This is a genomic window from Bradyrhizobium sp. LCT2 (genome assembly GCF_009931255.1).
GTDB lineage: Bacteria > Pseudomonadota > Alphaproteobacteria > Rhizobiales > Xanthobacteraceae > Bradyrhizobium > Bradyrhizobium diazoefficiens.
The window spans coordinates 6,886,035-6,903,021 of sequence record NZ_CP034432.1; the positions used below are offsets into that span (position 1 = coordinate 6,886,035).

Genomic DNA, 16,987 nt, shown 5'->3' on the forward strand with positions numbered 1-16,987 from the left:
TAGCACCGCGCGGGGAGCCTCGAAGGATGATGTTGTGGGCATCTATGTCTATATGCTGCGTTGCGCGGATGGCTCTTTCTACATCGGAAGCGCCACCGGCGAGGACACGTCCAAGCGAGTCGATGAGCACAATGGCGGCGCTTATCCGGGATATACCTATTCGCGGCGCCCGGTCGTCCTGGTGTGGTCGGAGTATTTCGATCGGATCACCGACGGCATTGCAGCCGAGCGGCAGCTCAAGGGCTGGAGCCGGGCGAAGAAGGAAGCACTCATTCGTTCGGATTGGAAATCGGTGAGCCAGCTTGCGCGACGGCGCGCGGGAGCGCCTGGGCCCAGCAAGTAAGCTTCGCCTCGGTCTGGCAGATGGGCCGTTCATCCTTCGAGGCTCTCAAACGGCGCGTTGCGCCGCTTGCTCACACCTCAGGATGACGGGATTGAAAAGGCGCGGCCGCCTTCTCACCCTTCCCTTCAGAACGCGTTGCGCAGCAGCGGGTATTTCGCTTCGATGCCGTCGAGGCTGAGGGTGAATTCGACGACGCGCTCGGGGGCGGCGACGATTTCGTCCGCCGGGGGCGAGAATTGCTGCAGCAGCGTTGCCACCGCGGCAGGCGCCTTCACTGCAGGTGCGGCAACCGATGCTATTGCAGCGGGTTCGGCGAACGGCGACCTCACGGGAGGCGCGGTGCGCGGCGCCAACGCAGCAGGCGCTGCGGACGGCGTCCTCACGACAGGTACCGTCGGCAGCGCCCTCGCTGCGGGAGCCTTGAGCGGGGGGACGGCGGCGGGTGCAGTGAACGATGCCACCGCAGCGGGCGCCGCGAGCGGTGCGCTGGGAGCGAGCGGCACGAGCGGGGCTTCGGTCACCTCGGCGAGCACATTCGGCGTGGGGGCGAGCCTGACCGGCACGGCGGTCTCGGGGGCGATGTGGACCGCCTTCGGCTGCATGGTCTGGGCCTGCTGCTCGCGCGGCGCCATGCGGGGCATTGTCGCCGGCGACCAGCCGAATGCGGGGGTGACGCTCGCGGCCGCCGCGGCAACGTCCCCGCCGGTGGCGATGGCGCGCCAGGTTTGGACGGCGCGCTTGGCTTCCTGGATGTTTTCGAGGAATGCGATCTCGGAGTGATAGCGGCGCCAGCGTCCGGTCTCGAACATTTCGGAGAGATGTTGCAGCCGCTGTTCGGCGAGAACGCACCAGCGTGCCGCGATCTCACGGCTACCAGCCGCGCCGCGAACAAGATCGCGAACAGACTCTTGGCGATGTGTCATGGACCAGCCCGTCAGGAGAAAAATACGGACGCGGGGGACGCAACGCACACGAATCAATTTAGACGCGACATGAATATTTTGTGGAAAAGTTTTGACTTGTCCAGCAACGACACCTCGTTCGTCGTCAAAGACCGTAGTCGTGCGGAGATTTGCTGTGTTTTCGAGTCAAGCTTCGCACAAGCATAGCGGGCGTGCGGGATGCCGGCCGACCGATGGCGATGAACGCAAGCGCGATCGCTCAACCGGAAGCTGATCTCAAACACGGCTTCAAGGAATCGGATGCCCCGAAAAGAAAAGACCCGTCCGGGGGGACAACCGGACGGGTCGAGCCATATGGGCGCTTGGGGTGGATGGGCGCTCGCGCCTGATATGACTGATGGGGAGGGATGACCGCTCCCACATAATTTGGTCGTGGCAGCCGGCTGAACGTTCAATGCGGCGTTCGATTATTTAACCTTCGGCCCGCGCGCAAAGTTGTCGCAGCGCCTATCGCGTCGCCGGCCTATCCACCTGAGAAATCGTGGATTTATCATCCGAGCTCGACAGCGAGGGCTGCTCGATCGCGCGGATGCCGGGCTCGTCGCGACGTGGCTGCCCATCTTCACGTTTTGTTGTACCGGACGCGGCCGCAACCGGCGTCGCGCTGTCGGCGGGAACAGCCATGACCGCGGCAAACGCATCGGCCTCGCCGTCGCCGAACAGATCATCACGCCCGGGTGAGCCGAGATCGCGCGCGGTCTTCGCAAGCGTCATGCGCAGCGCCTCCGGCTTGAGCGCGTAGTTGCGCTCGAGCAGCAGCGCCGCGACGCCGGAGACATAGGCCGCCGAGAACGAGGTTCCCGACGTCATCTGGTATTTGCCTTCCGGCGCCGGCAGGAAGATGTCGACGCCCGGCGCCGCCAGCGCGATGTAGTTGCCGCGGTTCGAGGCGGTGAACAGCTTGTCCTGCTGGTCGGTCGCGCTGACCGCGATCACGTTGGGATTGGCGGCGGGAAAGAGCGGCGGCGATTTCGCACCCGCATTGCCGGCGGCCGCGATCAGCACGAGGCCGCGCGCCGCGGTCGCCGCGATGGCCCGCTCGATCACGGCATCCTTCGGACCTGCAAAGCTCATATTGACGATCTGCGCGCCATGCTCGGCGGCGTAGTTCAACGAGCGCAGGATGATATAGGACGAGCTCTCGGCGCCACCCGTGGTGCCGCCGAAGGCGCGGATCGCGATGATGCGCGCCTCGGGCGCGCTGCCCATCAGCCGGGCATGCGCCACGATCGCCCCGGCGATGCCGGTGCCGTGAATATGCGGGCCCTCGGCGCTGCCGAGCGCGTCGAAATTGTCGGCGATGGAATTGGCGAGCTCGGGATGTTTGGCGTCGATGCCGGAGTCGATCACGGCAACCGTCACGTTGGCGCCGTGCGCCAGCGTGTGCGCCTGCGGGAGGCGGAGCTTTGTCAGCACATATTGCGCCGGATCGCCCTCGGTCGGCACGGAGGATTTCTGGTCCTGGAGCACGTAGCGGAAGTTGGGCTGGACCGAGCGCACGCTGCCGTCGGCGGCGAATTCGCGCCGCACCGTCTCGGCGGGCCGGCCGTCGGTGATGCGGAACAGGCCGAAGGTCGCCCCGATCAGCGGGAAATTCTCGGACGCGACGCGCGCGAGGCCGTGGCGACGCGCGAGCTCATCGGCTTCGGTCACCGATAGCGCGCCGTCGATCTCGGCGACGAATTCGCCTGCGAAGATGCGCTGGTTCAGGGCGACGGGCGTGTTGTTGCCGCGCCCCTTGCCCGCGCTCTTCTTGCCGGACTTGCCGGCGCCGTCACCGCCTGTATTTGGCTGCGCCAGGCATTCGCCGTCGGCGTCGCGGTACGGTGCCGTGCAGGACGGATACAGGTTCGGCGAGTAGCGCGCATAAGGCAGCACCGGCGCCGGCCCGATTCGGGGCGTAGAGATACGTGCGGTCGTCATCGTGCGCGGGCCGCGATCAATGCTCACCGCCCGCGCAGCGACGTTGGGAGAGATGGTCGGCGTGCGCGAGGGGACGCTGATCGTGGGCGTGCGCATGATCGCCTGCGCCTGCGCAACCTCGACGCCGAGACAGGCGGCGAGCAGGAGCGCGGCTCCGACCGACGAAGCGTAGGCCCCGGCTCGCGACTTACTCTCGGACTTGCGCGTCATCGGTTCAGCGGCGCCTTACGGCGCCGCGACGGCGAGGTTGACGAACTTCTCGCGCTGCATCCTGCCGAGCAGCGAGGCGAGTTCGTCCTGGCTCATCGCCTTGTCGAACTGGAGGCGGAACATGCCGCCCTTGGCATCCCCGATGATCGAGGCCTGGTAGCTGTCGAGCAGCGCCGTGATGTCGGCGACCCGCGCCTCGGGCGTGAAGCGCACCAGCGCGCGCGCCGGCGCAACGGCAGCGCCAAGCTCGCGCGTGATCGGCGCGCTGGTCGAAAGCGAGGCGGTCTGGAAGGTCGTGGGCTGGGTCTTCATCAGCACCGCGCCGATGATGCCGGCCTGGAGCACGAGCGCGACTGCACCGAGGCTCGCCGACCAGGCCAGGGTCCGCGGCGACAGGCTCGCGAAGAAGGTCGCGATGCGCGCCGACAGCGGCAGCGATCCGGTCTCACGCGCCGGCTCGGCGTCGATCGCGCCGAACAGCTTCTGCATCGCGCGTGCCGACGGAGCCCCCAGGCTCTCGTTCAGATGGATGGTCTCTTCGTACTCGCCGCGGATCGCGGCATATTGTTTCGCGAGCTCGGGATCACGCGCCAGCGCGTCCTCGACGCGGCGGGCGTCGCGCGCGTTCAGCGTGCCGGCCGCGTGCCACGGCAGCAGCAGTTCAATCTCACTGGGCTCTTGCTCCAGCATCTTTTTGCTCAAAGCCATCATGGCCAGCCTCGCTCAACGCCGGCTGCCTTCAGCAGTTCGGCCAGTTTCTTGCGCGCATAGAACAAGCGCGTCTTTACAGTGTTCTCCGGTATCCCGACGATTTCGGCCACTTCTTCCACGGACTTCTCGTGGTAGTAGACGAGATCGACGATTTCCCGGTGTTCCGGCGAGAGGCCCGTCAGACACTCCCGCAACGCTTCACTGGTATCCTTCTTCTGCACCACCGTTTCCGGATTGTCGGACGTATCCTCAATCGCGTTCGCGGCGTCTTCGTCCAACTCAAAGTCCTTCCTGCGCCGGAGCGCCGAGAGGGCCTTGAATCGGGTAATGGCCAGCAGCCAGGTGGAAACTGCGGATCGACCCTCGAACTTGCCGGCTTGACGCCAGACGTCGAGAAACACCTCGCTGATGAGGTCTTCCGCCGCCTGCTCGTCCCGTACGAGCCTGAGGCCGAACCTGTAGACCCTGACATGGTGCCGCCCGTACAGCACCTGCATGGCAAGCCGGTCACCCTGAGCGATCCTGGCGATGAGGATCTCGTCCGAAGCCGCCTGTGTCACGCTCAAAGGCCGTCTCGCAAGGTTGGTCGGGTCGATGCAGCGGACGGTTCGACGGCAGGTGCAAAATTGTTCAACCTACCGCAGTCATACGGGAGCTTGTGTGATCTACCCCACATACGCGGATTTTTCCTGTCCCGCCCGTGCGGGTCGGCCGTTTGGATCCAGATCGGTAACATAATACTGCAACATTTCCCTGCGGAACGCCTGCCCGGTCACGGGCGGGCCGACCAAGTTCGGTTCCATAGCAGTCCTGCACGACGTATGTCTCACGAAGGCCTGCTTTGGCTCGACCGCATCGCAAACGATGCCTAATCGCCGGCAAATTCCCCCAGCGACCGACATCACCCTGTTCTGCGCTGCACGGTTCGGATTCGCTTTCAAAGGATACCAAACCTAAAGGCTTGCCACGTAGATTTTTGGGCTGACATCCACCATTGGCGGGACCATGAACACGGCCGCGACGTCCTTTCCGGAGAGGAATGCCGCTGAGGTCGCGGAACTCGTTCTCGCGCCCGAGGCGGCGGCCCCCGAAGTCCGGGAGCGCCGGGCCCGGCAGCGCCGCCAGATGTATGTCGGCCAGGTGGCGAGCTACTCGCTCGGCGCCTCGGTCCTGCTGATCTACGCCTATGACGGCGCGATCTCGGTCGACATTGCCTCGCTGTTCTGGTTCGGCGGCCTCCTGATCATCGGCACGTTCACCGTGCTGTCGGAAGCCGGCGTCGGCGACAGATTCACCGACCACTACCTCACCGTCTTCCAGATCTCGGCGCATATGGCGCTGCAATTCGTGTTCCTGCTGTCGGTCCCGACCATCGGCATCGCCTTCATCTGCGTGCTGTTCCTGATCTTCGCCTTCGGCACGCTGCGCATGACCTCGGCCCAGGCGATGATCACCTGGACGCTCGCGGCCATCGGCCTTGCCGCCGTCTTCCTCGCCTCCGACCTGCCGATCGGCATGCCCGTTGCTACCCGGCTGCAGCGGACCGCCTCGATGCTGTGCTTCGTGCTGGTGATCGGCCAGTGCGCCTTCCTCGGCCTGTTCGGCGCCACGCTGCGCAAGATCCTGTACCAGCGCAGCATCGAGCTGAAGGCTGCCTATCAGCGCATCGAGGAACTGGCCGAGCTCGACGAGCTGACCGGCTCCTACAACCGCCGCTGCATCATGCGGCTGCTCGACGCCGAGATGGACAAGTCGCGGCGGGAATCGACATCTTGCGCGATCGCGCTGATCGATCTCGACTGGTTCAAGCGCATCAACGATGCCCACGGCCATCCCATCGGCGACGAGGTGCTGCGCACCTTCGCGATCACCATATTTGCCAACATCCGCCCGACCGACTGCTTCGGCCGCTACGGCGGCGAGGAATTCCTGCTGTTGCTGCCGGACACCGATGGCGAGGCGGCCTCGCGCATGCTCGAGCGCTTGCGCAGCATCGTCGCCGATCTCGACTGGAGCGCATTCTCCCCCGGCATGCGCGTGACGATTTCCGCGGGCGTCGTGACGCTGCGCGACATTGATACTGCCGACACGTTTCTCGCGCGCGCCGACAGCGCGCTCTATTCAGCCAAGGCGCAAGGCCGCAACCGTATTGCAACGAACTGACCAACCCATTTTCTCCGGCACGTGAGAAGCCGCCGCCGGACCAAACGCTCCAGGACAGGGCAATGATATCCAGATCCGCCAGACCATCCGAGAACCTGCTCGAGGAATTGCAGGCTGCGCTCTCGCACGGCACCGTTGTGCGCCGGGTCGAGGCGCTGCGCCGCGTCACCGATCTGTTCGTGGGCAATGCAGTGGATTACTCCGACGAGCACATCCGCGTGTTCGACGACGTATTTCAGTGCCTGATCGAACAGATCGAGACCTCGGCGAGGACGCTGCTCGCCGACCGCCTCGCACCGATCGCGGCGGCACCGCCGAAGATCATCCGCACGCTCGCGCTCGACGAGGTGATCGAGGTCGCAGGACCGGTGCTGTCGAAATCGGAACGGCTGGACGAGGCGACCCTGATCGAGATCGCGCGCACGCGGGGCCAGGCGCATCTGAAGGCGATCTCGCTGCGGCGGGTGCTGTCGGCAGCACTCACCGACGTGCTGGTGACGCGCGGCAACGAGGACGTCGTGCAATCGACCGTCAGCAATCCCGGCGCACAGCTCTCCGAGGACAGCCTCTCCGACCTCGTCACGCGGGCCGAGCGCGACGACGACCTCGCCACATGCATCGGCCTGCGGCCCGACCTGCCGCGCCATCACTACCTGAAGCTGGTCGCGAAGGCGTCCCTGAGCGTGCGCAGGAAGCTCGAGGCCGCGCATCCGGAGCTCGCGGACGAGGTGTCGAGCGTGGTCCAGGAAGCGGCCCAGCGGGTCCGCGCTGCGGCCATGACCCGGCAAACCGAGATAGCGCGCGCGCTGGTAAAGTCGCTCCACGAGGACGGCCGCCTCAACGAATTCCAGGTCACCGCCTTCGCCGAGCAAGGCAAGTTCGACGAGACCAATGCGGGCCTCGCGGCGCTCGCCGGCGTTGCGGTCGAGACCGCCGAGAACATGATGATCGAGAGCCGCACCGAGGGCGTGATGATCCTCGCCAAGGTCGCGGGCATGTCGTGGGCGAGCGTGCGCGCAATCATCGCCCTGCGCGAAAAGCTCTCGGGCGGCTCGCAGACCGACATGCTGACGCTGCGCGACACCTACGAGGCCCTGCGCTCATCGACCGCGCAGCAGGTGCTGCGTTTCCACCGCATGCAGCACGGCACGACGCCCGCGGCCTAATACCGCAACACCCTCGCCCCGAGCAGCGCTCCGATCGCGGCTACCAGCGCCGTCGCGATCGTGTACCAGGTCGCGACGAACAGCGGCGAGTCGTCGGTGCAGTGCGAGGCGTAGAGCGTCGCAGCGAGCCCGGCCGACACCAGGCCGGCGAGCGCACCGGCGAGCGCGGGGTGCGATGGCGCGCCGTGGCGCAGGCCGAACAGCGCCCCCGCCAGCAGCGGCAGCGACATCGCCGGGATCGCCAGCAGGCAAACCCTGGAGTTCTTGCCCATCAAGCGCATCGACATCGGCATGGCCGGCGCCATCATCGTCTCGCCGCCGATCGCGACCGCAAGAAGGCCGACGGGAAGCAGCAATAGCCAGCCCCAGCCGCGCAGCAAGGCCTCGGGCCGCGACAGATGCAGGCTGACGATGATCGCGGGGATCGCGAGCGACAGCGTCACGGCGAACTTCATGTCGAAGAACGGGTTGTGCATGGCACTCATCACGTCGGGCCGCACGCCGAGGAACGTCGCGAAGATCAGGATCGACAGCGGCGCGGCGACCAGGAGCGCCATGGTCAGCACGGCGCCGACGCGCGGGGTGCGATGGGCGTTGTCGGCCGCAAGCGAGCGAATGAGTTGATCGGTATCCATGACTAGTGGTCCCGCAGTTTGGCCGTGAGCGCCGCAAGCCCGCGATGCAGCGCGACCCGTACTGCGCCCTCGCTCATCGAAAACTTTGCCGCCGTGTCCTTGATCGACGCGCTGTCGACCGCGATCGACTGCAACACGTCGCGCTGGCGCTGCGGCAGCGTGTTGAGCTGCGCCGTGACCTCGCCCGCCGAAGCCGTCTCCTGCGGCGTCTCGCCCGGCAGGGTCTCGGCGAAATCATCGATGTTGACGAAGACCCGCCGGCCACGTCGTCTTAGCGCATCGATCAGCTTGTTGCGGGCGATCGCGAACAGCCAGGGTGCGAAGGGGGCTTCGCTGTCCCAGGTGTGCCGCTTCAGATGCACCGCCAACAGAATCTCCTGCACGATATCCTCGGCCTGGTCGGGAGGCTGGCCGGCCCGCGCCAGCCCGCGCCTCGCGGCAGCGCGCAGCACCGGCGTGACCGCCTTCAACAGGCGATGATACGCCGCATCATCGCCCGCCATGGCCGACCGCATCAGGCCGGTCCATTCGTCCTCACGTCCGCGCACCCGCGCCCTCATCATGCAATTCGGCCGCTCTTTCAATTTGTTACGCCGGCACCGGTACGATCACGGTTTCGTGATTGACGCTGTGCCACCGTCCAATGCGGCCGTGGAAATCCGCGACGGCTCATAACACCGATCGGTCCCGTTCGCATCCTGCGGCCGGCCCCGGAGGGGGCGGCTTGCCCCGTTTTTGCCCGGTCTAGCCCGAAGATTCCCATTTTTTGCCCCGCTATCGTCACGCCACGGCGTCTCTGTTCGGTCCGGGCATGGGTGGATTGGGGAGATCGTCAACATGATCAAAGCCAGCGGGCGCGCTGCCCTGATTCTTTTGGCCGGGCTTTTCCTGCTGTTCGGAGGCGCTGCACAGGCGGCGCCGAGTTCGGCTGCGAGCAGCCCATCGGACAGCGCAGGCAAACAGGCTGATGCAGTCCAGCCGAGCAAGCACCGGCGTCACTCTGCGCGCCGCACCAGCAGCAAGACGGCGCAGAAGTCCTCCGACGACAAGGCCGGCAAGACGGACGCTGCGGCAAAGACCGACGCGGCCAGGGCTGACAGCAAGGCCGACAACAAGGCTGGTGGCGATGTGCCGGCCTCGAGCCAGATGCCGCCGGAGGTCGCCAACGCTAAGGCTCAGCTCGCCGCCGCCGATACGCCGCCCGCGGCTGCGGCCTCCGCGATGACGGACCGCGCCAACGACAACGTCCAGGCAGCGGCCGATAATACCGCCGCCCCGAATGCCGAGAGCCAGGTGGTGGCGCCCGACCAGCTCAACGATCTCGACCGCGCCCTGCAACAGGACAGCCCGCCGGCGCAGAAGCAGAACGCGGTGATCGCCGCAACCGACGCGCAGCCGCGACCCGCGCCGGTGATGGCGAGCAGCCACCAGAGCTCGGCCTGGGACCAGAGCTCCCTGATCGGCAAGATCTTCATCGGCGTCGGCACGCTGCTGACGCTGGCCTCCGCCGCGCGGATGTTCATGGCCTGATTTCTTGGCCTGAGTTCTTGGCCTGATCTTATGGCCTGATCTTTTGGCCCGACGGACCTCGCCCGGGACGCGCAGTTGGCTGCGCGTCCCGGGCGGCCTTGTTCCGGCAGCTTTTAAGGCCCCTTGAAGCCCACCGCGGCAGCAGGCACATTGCCCGCCCAATCAAAAGCGTGGGTGGAGCATGAGCACGTTCGAACACATCATCGTCGAAAGCCAAGGCGCGGTCGGCATCATCAAGCTGAACCGGCCGAAGATGCTCAATGCGCTCTCCTTCGGCGTCTTCCGCGAGATTGCGGCCGCCGTCGACGATCTCGAGGGCGATGACACCATCGGCTGCATCGTCGTGACCGGCAGCGAGAAAGCCTTTGCCGCCGGCGCCGACATCAAGGAGATGCAGCCGAAGGGCTTCATCGACATGTTCTCCGAGGATTTCGCCGCGATCGGCGGCGACCGCGTCGCGCGCTGCCGCAAGCCGACCATCGCCGCTGTTGCGGGCTACGCGCTCGGCGGCGGCTGCGAGCTCGCCATGATGTGCGACTTCATCATCGCCGCCGACACCGCCAAGTTCGGCCAGCCCGAAATTACGCTCGGCACCATTCCCGGCATCGGCGGCACCCAGCGCCTGACCCGCGCGATCGGCAAGTCCAAGGCGATGGACCTCTGCCTCACCGGCCGCATGATGGATGCGGCGGAAGCCGAGCGAAGCGGCCTCGTCAGCCGCATCGTGCCCGCCGACAAGCTCATGGACGAGGTGATGGCGGCCGCCGAAAAGATCGCGTCGATGTCACGGCCCGCCGTCGCCATGGCCAAGGAAGCGGTGAACCGCGCCTTCGAGACCACGCTCGCCGAGGGCATGAGCGTCGAGCGCAACCTGTTCCACTCGACCTTCGCGCTGGAAGACCGCTCCGAGGGCATGGCCGCGTTCATCGAGAAGCGCAAGCCGGTGAACAAGAACCGCTGAGGCGGCACCTGGTCAGGCCGGTGTAAGGCTCTGACGCTTTCCCGCACAACCCCTGTGACGCGCCTGCAACAAGCACGGAATACATGGGGGTTTTCCCCGCGGCAGTTTGCCTGCGGGACCCCGGCTGGTTAAACAGTTAAGAGGCCACCGTCGGCGGGGGCGGACAGCCGGGGTTTAGCGGGATTACATGATTGGGCGTGCCGCCAGAGTTGGTCGCGTGATGACGCGGCATCGATCGGGCGCGGGTCCTGTGCTTGCGACATGGACCGCGCTGGCGCTCTGTTGCGCCCTGCCCTCGGCCGCCGGGGCCGAAGCCCTGCCGGAGGCGCTGGCCAAGGCCTACCAGACCAACCCGCAGCTCAATGCCGAGCGCGCGCGGCAGCGTGCGACCGATGAGAACGTGCCGCAGGCGCTCGCCGGCTACCGGCCGCAACTCGTTGCAAGCCTCAGCGCCGGCTTGCAGTCGGTGCGCAACCTGTTGCCCAACAACACGATCCAGACCGCCAATCTGACGCCATGGGTCATCGGCGTCACCGTGACGCAGACCCTGTTCAACGGCTTCCGCACCGCCAATAACGTGCGGGCCGCCGAGCTCCAGGTGCAGTCGGGCCGCGAGGCGTTGCGCAATGTCGGCCAGGGCGTGCTGCTCGACGCGGTCACCGCCTACACCAATGTGCTGGCGAATCAGTCGCTGGTGGAGGCGCAGCGCTCCAACGTCGCCTTCCTGCGCGAGACGCTTTCCGTCACCCAGCGCCGCCTCAACGCCGGCGACGTCACGCCGACCGACACCGCGCAGGCCGAGGCCCGTCTCAACCGCGGGCTCTCCGACCTCAATGCCGCCGAAGTCGCGCTCGCGGTGAGCCAGGCAATATACGCGCAGGTGATCGGCAATGCGCCATCGCAGCTTCGGGCCGCCGAAGTGGTCGACCGCTATCTGCCGAAGAGCCGCGAGGATGCGCTGACAATGGCGATCCGTCAGCATCCAGCCGTGATGGCGGCAGGCTTCGACGTCGATGTCGCCTCCACCAACATCCGCGTCGCGGAAGGCGCCCTGCTGCCGAGCGCCAGCATCCAGGGCAGCGCCAGCAAAAGCCGCAACAACGACCCCACACTCGGCACGTTCGCAGAGGACCAGGCCTCGATCGTCGCCAACGTCACCGCGCCGATCTATGACGGCGGCCAGGCCGCCGCGCAGACCCGGCAGGCCAAGGAGATCACCGCTCAGAGCCGGCTCGTGCTCGACCAGGTGCGCAATCAGGCCCGCACCGCGGCGGTCAGCGCCTGGGTTGCGAACGAAGGCGCCAAGATCGCGGTCTCGGCCTCCGAGTCCGAAGTGAAGGCGGCGACCGTCGCGCTCCAGGGCGTGCAGCGCGAGGCCGCCGGCGGACAGCGCACGACGGTGGACGTGCTGAACTCGCAGGCCGATCTGATCCAGGCCAAGGCCCGTCTGATCGGCGCGCTGCGCGACCGCGTGATCGCCTCCTACACGCTACTCAGCGCCGTCGGCCATCTCGACGTCAAGACCTTGAGCCTGAACACGCCGGACTACCTGCCGGAGGTGCACTACCAGCAGGTCCGCGACGCCTGGCACGGCCTGCGCACGCCGTCGGGGCAGTAGTTTCAATCTTTTGGCCCGGTGCCATGAAGAGCCGCCGCATCCATCTGATGGGAGCTTCGGGGTCCGGCGTGACGACGCTCGGCCGCGCGCTCGCCGGGCGGCTTGCGCTTCCGCATCACGACAGCGATGATTATTTCTGGCTGCCGACCGCGCCGCCCTACCAGACGACGCGCCCCGGCGCAGAGCGCCGGCGCCTGATGCGCGAGATGTTTCTGCCGCGTCTCGATTGGGTGCTGAGCGGATCGGTCACCGGCTGGGGCGAGGAACTCGCTCCGTTGTTCGATCTCGTCGTCTTCGTCACCGCACCGCGCGAAATCCGGCTGAAGCGATTGCGCGCCCGCGAGGCCGCCCATTTTGGCGTTGAGGCGGTCGCGCCGGGCGGCTGGCGCCATGACGAGACCGAAGCCTTCGTCGAATGGGCCTCCCATTACGAGGCCGGTGATCGCGAAGGCCGCAATCTTGCAAAGCATGAGGCCTGGCTCGCGGGCCTGCCCTGCCCGGTCGTGCGCGTTGACGGCTCACACCCGCTTGCGAACCTTGTCGAGCAGCTATGCAGCGAAGCGGAGCGATTGCCGGGCTGATGTGATACTATTTCGGTCCAACCTCCAAATAACGAAGCAGGGAGAGAAACCATGCTCGACCGACGCAGCGTCCTGCTTGCCTCACTTGCCGCCGGAGTAGCCATGACCAGCAAAGCCCACGCCCGCGCGTCGCAGCCCGCGACGCCGGTCAATTTCGACGTTCCGGCGCATGCCTGCGACTGCCACACCCACATCCATGGCGATCCCGAAAAGTTTCCGTTCTTCGCAGGCCGCGTCTATACGCCGGAGCTGGCGAGCCCTGAAGAAATGGCCGCGCTGCACAAGGCGCTGCATATCGAGCGCGTGGTGATCGTCACGCCAAGCGTCTACGGCACCGACAATTCCTCCACTCTGTTCGGCATGAAGGCGCGTGGCGGAACCGCGCGCGGGGTCGCCGTGATCGACGACAAGACGACCGACGCGCAGCTCGATGCGATGCAGCAGGAAGGCTTCCGCGGCATCCGCATCAACCTTGCGACCGGCGGCATCAGCGATCCCAATGTCGGCCGGGCCCGCTTCACTGCGGCCGTCGAGCGCATGAAGGCGCGCGGCTGGCACGTGCAGCTCTACACCACGCTGCCGATGATCTCGGCGATCAAGGACCTGGTGCTGGCCGCGCCCGTGCCCGCGGTGTTCGATCATTTCGGCGGCCTCGAGGCTTCGCTCGGGCTGGAGCAGCCGGGATTTTCCGACCTGGTCGCGCTCGTCAAATCCGGCAAGGCCTATGTGAAGATCTCCGGCGCCTATCGCTCGTCAAAACTCGCGCCGGACTATCAGGACATGGTGCCCTTTGCGCGCGCGCTGATCGAGGCCAATCCGGATCGCATCGTCTGGGGCACCGACTGGCCGCATCCGGATTCGAGCCATGTCGAGGGACGGAAAGCCACCGACATCGCGCCTCTCTATCAGATCGATGACGGCCGCCTGCTCAACCAGCTTCCGGTGTGGGCACCGGATGCGGACGTGCGCAAGAAGATCCTGGTCGACAATCCGGGGCGGCTCTACGGATTCTGAGTCGCGACGGCCGCCCGCGATCAGCGCGCACGGCGGGAGAAGAAGGAGATCAGGACCGGCAAGGTCACCAGGATCACGACCGGCGCCAGCATCATGCCGGTGACGACGACGACCGCGAGCGGCTTCTGCACCTGCGATCCGATGCCCTCCGACAGGGCAGCGGGCAAGAGGCCGACGCCGGCGACGACGCAGGTCATCAGCACGGGCCGGAGCTGAAGCTCGCCGGTGCGGATCACCGCGCTCACGCGGTCCATGCCTTCCTCGATGAGCTGGTTGAACTGCGACAGGATGATGATGCCGTCCATCACGGCGATGCCGAACAGCGCGATGAAGCCGATCGCCGCGGAGACGCTGAACGCCGTGCCGGTGATCAACAGCCCGAGCACGCCGCCGAAGATCGCCATCGGGATCACGCTCATCGCGAGCAGCGTGTCGGTCATCGAGCCGAAATTGAACCAGAGCAGAACACCGATCAGCGCCAGCGAAATCGGCACCACGATCGACAGGCGCCGGATCGCGTCCTGGAGATTGCCGAACTCGCCGACCCAGTCCATGTGCGCGCCGGGCGGCAGTTGCACCTGGTCGGCGATCTTCTGCTGCGCCTCGCGGATCGCGCTGCCGAGATCGCGCTCGCGGACCGAGAACTTGATCGGCAGGTAGCGCTCCTGCTGCTCGCGGTAGATGTAGGCCGCGCCCGAGACGAGGCTGATGGTGGCGACCTCGCTCAACGGGATCTGCGTGACGGTCCCGTTCGGCCCCGGCGCACCGATCCGCAAATTCTGGATCGCCTCCGCGCTCCGGCGGTATTCCGGCGCAAGCCGAACGATGATCGGGAAATGGCGGTCGCTTCCGGGCTCGTAGAGATCGCCCGCGGTGTCGCCACCGATCGCGACCTTGATGGTGGCGTTGATGTCGCCCGGTGCGAGGCCGTAGCGCGCGGCCTTGGCACGGTCGATGTCGATCTGGATGGTCGGCTGCCCGAGCGAGGTGAACACCGCAAGGTCGGTGACACCCTGCACCGTCGACAGCACCTGCTTGATCTTGTTGGCGGTGTCGGTAAGCGCCTGCAGATCGCTGCCGAACAGCTTGATCGAGTTCTCGCCCTTCACGCCGGAGACGGCCTCGGAGACGTTGTCCTGGAGATATTGCGAGAAGTTGAACTCGACGCCGGGGAAGCGGTCGTCGAGCTGCTTGAGCAGTTGCGCGGTCAGCTCTTCCTTGTCGCGCGTGCCGGGCCATTGGCTCACGGGCTTGAGCGGCGCGAAGAACTCGGCGTTGAAGAAGCCGGCCGCGTCGGTGCCATCGTCGGGACGGCCGTGCTGCGACACCACCGATTCCACCTCGGGCCGGGCGCGGATCACCTTGCGCATCTCGTTGACGTAGGTGTTGCCTTCCTGGAGCGAGATGGTCGGCGGCAGCGTGGCGCGGATCCAGAGATTGCCCTCTTCCAGCTTGGGCAGGAATTCGAGGCCGAGCAGCCGGCTGAGCGCCACCGTCATCAGCACTAGGCCGACCGCACCGCCGAGCATGATGCCGCGATTGGCGACGGCCCAATGCAGCACCGGCATGTAGATCCGGTGCAGGATCAACATGACTTTGGTCTCGGTTTCCTCGACATGCGCGGGTAGGATGATCGCGGACAGCGCCGGCGTCACCGTGAAGGTGGCCAGCAGCCCGCCGGCAAGCGCATAGGCATAGGTGCGCGCCATCGGTCCGAAGATGTTGCCTTCGACGCCGGAGAGCGTGAACAGCGGCAGGAAGGCCGCGATAATGATGGCGGCGGCGAAGAAGATCGAGCGCGACACGTCGGCCGCGGCGCTGAGGATGGCGTGGCTCTTCATGCCGAACAGCGTCTCGGACGACATGTGCTCGGATTCGGACACCGGCGTCGTCTGCGTCAGGCGGCGGAAGATCGCCTCCACCATGATGACGGTGGCATCGACGATCAGGCCGAAATCGATCGCGCCGACCGACAGCAGGTTCGCCGATTCGCCGCGCAGCACCAGGATGATCACCGCGAAGAACAGCGCGAACGGAATGGTGGCGCCGACGATCAGCGCGCTGCGCAGGTCGCCGAGGAAGATCCACTGCAACAGCACGATCAGCAGAATGCCGACCACCATGTTGTGCAGCACGGTGTGGGTCGTGAGCTCAATCAGGTCGCCGCGGTCGTAGATGCGCTCGATGCGCACGCCGGGCGGCAGAATGCTGGAGTTGTTGATGGTTTGAACGAGCTGGTGGACGCGCTTGATGGTTGGCGAGCTCTGCTCGCCGCGGCGCATCAGGACGATGCCCTGCACGATGTCGTCGGCATCGTCGATGCCGGCAATACCGAGGCGAGGCCTCTGCCCGACCGTGACTGTGGCGACGTCCTTGACCAGCACCGGGTTGCCGTTGGTCTGCGAGACCATGGTGTTGGCAAGGTCGTCGATCGAACGTATCAGGCCGACGCCGCGCACCACGGCCGATTGCTGGCCGATATTGACGGTGTTGCCGCCGACGTTGACGTTCGCATTGCCGACCGCCTGGAGCAGTTGCGGCAGCGTCAGGCCGTTGGCGACGAGCTTGTTGAAATCGACCTGGAGCTCGTAGGTCTTGCTCTTGCCGCCCCACCCGGTGACGTCGATGACGCCCGGCACGGCGCGGAAGCGGCGCTGCAGGATCCAGTCCTGGATGGTCTTGAGGTCGAGCACGCTGTAGTTCGGCGGGCCGACCAGGCGGTAGCGGAAGATCTCGCCGATCGGGCTGAGCGGCGAGATCTGCGGCTGCACATTGCCCGGCAGCGGCGCGAGCTGCGCCAGGCGGTTCAAGACCTGCTGCAACGCCTCGTCGTAGGTGTAGGCGAAGGAGAACTGGAGCTTGATGTCGGAGAGGCCGTAGAGCGAGATGGTGCGGATGGTCGTGAGGTTCTTCAGACCCGCGACCTGGGTCTCGATCGGGATCGTGATGTAACGCTCGATTTCCTCGGCCGACAGGCCCGGGCTCTGCGTCACGATGTCGACCATCGGCGGGGTCGGGTCGGGATAGGCCTCGATATTGAGCTGGTTGAACGCGATCAGGCCGCCGATCAGCACGGCAACGAACATGCCGACCATCAGGTAGCGCCGGTTGACGGCAAGGGCGACGAGACGATCCATTCAGGTCTTCAGTTTGTTTTCAGTTTTTGGGGC

General features: G+C 66.1%; 15 protein-coding genes. 8 read left to right on the forward strand and 7 right to left on the reverse strand.

Annotation, left to right across the window (positions count from 1 at the left end; genetic code table 11):
- The first annotated feature begins 34 nt into the window (after window positions 1-34).
- A complete protein-coding gene (locus EI171_RS32810; protein ID WP_161535785.1) occupies window positions 35-343 on the forward strand; it encodes a GIY-YIG nuclease family protein in 309 nt (102 codons plus the stop codon).
- A 125-nt stretch (window positions 344-468) separates the two neighbouring features.
- Here EI171_RS32810 and EI171_RS32815 read toward each other — a convergent pair whose 3' ends face one another.
- The 4 genes from EI171_RS32815 to EI171_RS32830 all read right to left on the reverse strand — a co-directional run bounded on the left by EI171_RS32815 (window position 469) and on the right by EI171_RS32830 (window position 4,715).
- Entirely contained in the window at window positions 469-1,266 is a 798-nt protein-coding gene (locus EI171_RS32815; protein WP_051000271.1) for a TIGR03809 family protein, read from the reverse strand.
- Between the two features lie 486 nt (window positions 1,267-1,752).
- Window positions 1,753-3,438 carry a S8 family serine peptidase gene (locus EI171_RS32820; RefSeq protein WP_161535786.1) on the reverse strand — a complete coding sequence of 562 codons (1,686 nt, stop codon included), beginning with the start codon at window positions 3,436-3,438 and terminating at the stop codon, window positions 1,753-1,755.
- 15 nt (window positions 3,439-3,453) lie between these two features.
- The gene (locus tag EI171_RS32825; RefSeq protein ID WP_011085827.1) at window positions 3,454-4,149 is read right to left on the reverse strand and encodes a hypothetical protein; all 696 of its coding nucleotides are present in this window, start codon (window positions 4,147-4,149) and stop codon (window positions 3,454-3,456) included.
- Window positions 4,146-4,715, reverse strand: coding sequence for a sigma-70 family RNA polymerase sigma factor (locus tag EI171_RS32830; protein WP_038965738.1), 570 nt, complete (start codon window positions 4,713-4,715; stop codon window positions 4,146-4,148). The genes EI171_RS32825 and EI171_RS32830 overlap by 4 nt, the downstream gene beginning before the upstream one ends.
- Before the next feature lie 439 nt (window positions 4,716-5,154).
- On the opposite strand from EI171_RS32830, the gene EI171_RS32835 reads away from it, so the two are divergent.
- Window positions 5,155-6,312: a GGDEF domain-containing protein gene (locus EI171_RS32835; protein ID WP_161535787.1), complete on the forward strand. Its 1,158-nt coding sequence runs from the start codon at window positions 5,155-5,157 to the stop codon at window positions 6,310-6,312.
- Window positions 6,313-6,374: 62 nt separating this feature from the next.
- Window positions 6,375-7,478, forward strand: a complete 1,104-nt coding sequence (locus EI171_RS32840; protein WP_161535788.1) for a DUF2336 domain-containing protein — start codon at window positions 6,375-6,377, stop codon at window positions 7,476-7,478.
- On the opposite strand, the gene EI171_RS32845 is transcribed toward EI171_RS32840, so the two are convergent.
- Window positions 7,475-8,113 carry an NrsF family protein gene (locus tag EI171_RS32845; RefSeq protein WP_011085823.1) on the reverse strand — a complete coding sequence of 213 codons (639 nt, stop codon included), beginning with the start codon at window positions 8,111-8,113 and terminating at the stop codon, window positions 7,475-7,477. The two genes, EI171_RS32840 and EI171_RS32845, sit on opposite strands and share 4 nt — an antisense overlap.
- Window positions 8,114-8,115: 2 nt before the next feature.
- A complete protein-coding gene (locus EI171_RS32850) occupies window positions 8,116-8,661 on the reverse strand; it encodes a sigma-70 family RNA polymerase sigma factor (RefSeq protein ID WP_028172304.1) in 546 nt (181 codons plus the stop codon).
- 289 nt (window positions 8,662-8,950) lie between these two features.
- On the opposite strand from EI171_RS32850, the gene EI171_RS32855 reads away from it, so the two are divergent.
- The 5 genes from EI171_RS32855 (at window position 8,951) to EI171_RS32875 (ending at window position 13,817) form a co-directional block, all read left to right on the forward strand.
- Window positions 8,951-9,643 carry a hypothetical protein gene (locus EI171_RS32855; RefSeq protein WP_028172305.1) on the forward strand — a complete coding sequence of 231 codons (693 nt, stop codon included), beginning with the start codon at window positions 8,951-8,953 and terminating at the stop codon, window positions 9,641-9,643.
- Window positions 9,644-9,824: 181 nt separating this feature from the next.
- Entirely contained in the window at window positions 9,825-10,604 is a 780-nt protein-coding gene (locus EI171_RS32860; RefSeq protein WP_060911155.1) for an enoyl-CoA hydratase, read from the forward strand.
- A 187-nt stretch (window positions 10,605-10,791) separates the two neighbouring features.
- Window positions 10,792-12,222 carry a TolC family outer membrane protein gene (locus EI171_RS32865; protein ID WP_202633038.1) on the forward strand — a complete coding sequence of 477 codons (1,431 nt, stop codon included), beginning with the start codon at window positions 10,792-10,794 and terminating at the stop codon, window positions 12,220-12,222.
- A 23-nt stretch (window positions 12,223-12,245) separates the two neighbouring features.
- On the forward strand, window positions 12,246-12,803 hold the full coding sequence (locus tag EI171_RS32870; RefSeq protein WP_161535790.1) for a hypothetical protein: 558 nt from the start codon (window positions 12,246-12,248) through the stop codon (window positions 12,801-12,803).
- Between the two features lie 51 nt (window positions 12,804-12,854).
- The gene (locus EI171_RS32875) at window positions 12,855-13,817 is read left to right on the forward strand and encodes an amidohydrolase family protein (RefSeq protein ID WP_161535791.1); all 963 of its coding nucleotides are present in this window, start codon (window positions 12,855-12,857) and stop codon (window positions 13,815-13,817) included.
- Between the two features lie 20 nt (window positions 13,818-13,837).
- Here the strand turns inward: EI171_RS32875 and EI171_RS32880 are convergent, their stop codons facing one another.
- Entirely contained in the window at window positions 13,838-16,954 is a 3,117-nt protein-coding gene (locus EI171_RS32880; protein ID WP_161535792.1) for an efflux RND transporter permease subunit, read from the reverse strand.
- Window positions 16,955-16,987: the final 33 nt, after the last annotated feature.